At 67.4% G+C, this 1,848-nt stretch carries 1 protein-coding gene; it reads right to left on the bottom strand.

What is annotated here, in order from left to right; genetic code table 11:
* Positions 1-1,848: FAD-dependent oxidoreductase (locus ACI38Z_RS08120; protein ID WP_439789693.1), on the bottom strand; the 1,848-nt coding region annotated here is incomplete at both ends.

Raw genomic sequence — 1,848 nt, 5'->3', positions numbered from 1 at the left:
GACCTTGCTGCCCTTGAGCAGGTCGCCCCACACGATGGACTGGCCGATGGAGAGGACCACGTTCTGGCACGGCACGAAGGTGGTGTCGGACTCGTCGTACGTGGGCGAGAAGCGCCTGGCCTCGTCGAAGACGCGCGTGCAGCGCTTGAACGTGACGCCGCGCACGCGGCCCGCCTCGTCCACCTCGACCCTTGCGGGGCCCCATCCGTTGTGGACGGTGACGCCGTCGTCCTCGGCCTCCTGAATCTCGAGCGGGAGGGCCGGCATCTCGTCCGGCTGCTCGAGGCACCACATGCTCACGTCCGAGGAGCCGCAGCGCCTGGACACACGGGCCGCGTCGATTGCCACGTTGCCGCCGCCGATGACGACGGTCGAGCCCTCGACCTGGTGCGTGGGGTCGTCAAGCGCGCAGCGCAGGAAGTCGACCGCGGTGGAGACGCCCTTCGCGTCCTCGCCCTCGACGCCGGCCTTGCGGCCGCCCTGGCAGCCGATCGCCACGTAGAACGCGCGGAAGCCCTGCTTGCGCAGGTCGTCCAGGGAGACGTCCTTTCCGACCTCGACGCCGCAGCGAATCTCCACGCCCATCTCGCGCAGGACGTCGATCTCGGCCGCGACGACGTCCTTCTCGAGCTTGTAGCTGGGGATGCCGTAGACCATCATGCCGCCGGGAAGCGGGTTCTTCTCGAACACGACGGGGTTGTAGCCCATGTTGGCCAGGTAGTAGGCGCAGCTGAGGCCCGCGGGGCCAGCGCCGATCACGGCCACCTTCTCGAGGTGACGCCCGCGGTTGGAGGATATGACGGGCTCGGGCACGTAGCGGTGCTCCGCCTCCATGTCCTTTGCCGCGATGAAGGCCTTCACGTCGTCGATGGCCACGGGGTCGTCCACCAGGCCGCGCGTGCAGGCGGCCTCGCAGCGCTTGTTGCAGATGCGGCCGCACACCGCGGGGAAGGGGTTCTCCTTCTTGATGAGCGCCAGTGCGTCGCGGTAGCGCCCCTGCGCGGCCATGCGCAGGTAGCCCTGGATGGCGATGTGCGCGGGGCACGCCACCTTGCAGGGCGAGGTGCCGGTCTCGTGGCACTCGACCCTGTTGTTGTCCTTGTAGTCGGGGTCCCAGTCCTTCTCGCTCCAGGCGTGGTCGTCGGGAAGCGGCTGCTTGGGGTAGGTGACGGGGCCGTGCTTGGTCAGGAGCTTCTGGCCCAGCTGGACGGCGCCTGCGGGGCAGACCTCGACGCAGCCTCCGCAGGCCACGCACTTCTCGGCGTCCACGTGGGCGCGATAGGCCGAGGCGCTCAGGTTGGGCGTGTTGAAGAGCTGCGAGGTGCGCAGCGCATAGCAGACGTTGACGTCGCAGTTGCAGATGCCAAAGATCTTGTGCTCGCCGTCGATGTTGGTGATCTGGTGCACGTAGCCGTTCTTCTCGGCGTTGAGCAGGATGTCGATCACCTCGTCGTAGGTGATGTAGTGGCCCTTTCCGGTCTCGACGCTGTAGTCGGCCAGGTCGCCCACGCCGATGCACCAGTTCTGCGGGTCGCGTCCGGCGTTGTGCGTGCGGGCGCGCTCCGCAAGCGTGCACGAGCAGGCGCCCACGGAGAAGTGGTCGTACTTCTTGAGCCAGTGCGAAAGGTGCTCGACGTCCGCGGACTGGTTCTCGTGCTTGATCGCGTGCTCGACGGGGATGACGTGCATGCCCACGCCGGCACCTCCGGGCGGGACCATCTTGGTGGCCATGGTGAGCGGCAGGTACGTCATGCGCTCGAAGAAGCTTCCCAGCTCGGGATGCTCGTTGAGCTGCTTCTGGTTCATGACCGTGAACTCCGCGGCGCCGGGCACGAACATGGGAAGGAC

It is taken from the genome of Parafannyhessea sp. (assembly GCF_051876455.1).
Taxonomy (GTDB): Bacteria; Actinomycetota; Coriobacteriia; order Coriobacteriales; family Atopobiaceae; genus Parafannyhessea.
This window is presented reverse-complemented; position numbering and strand designations above follow the sequence as displayed.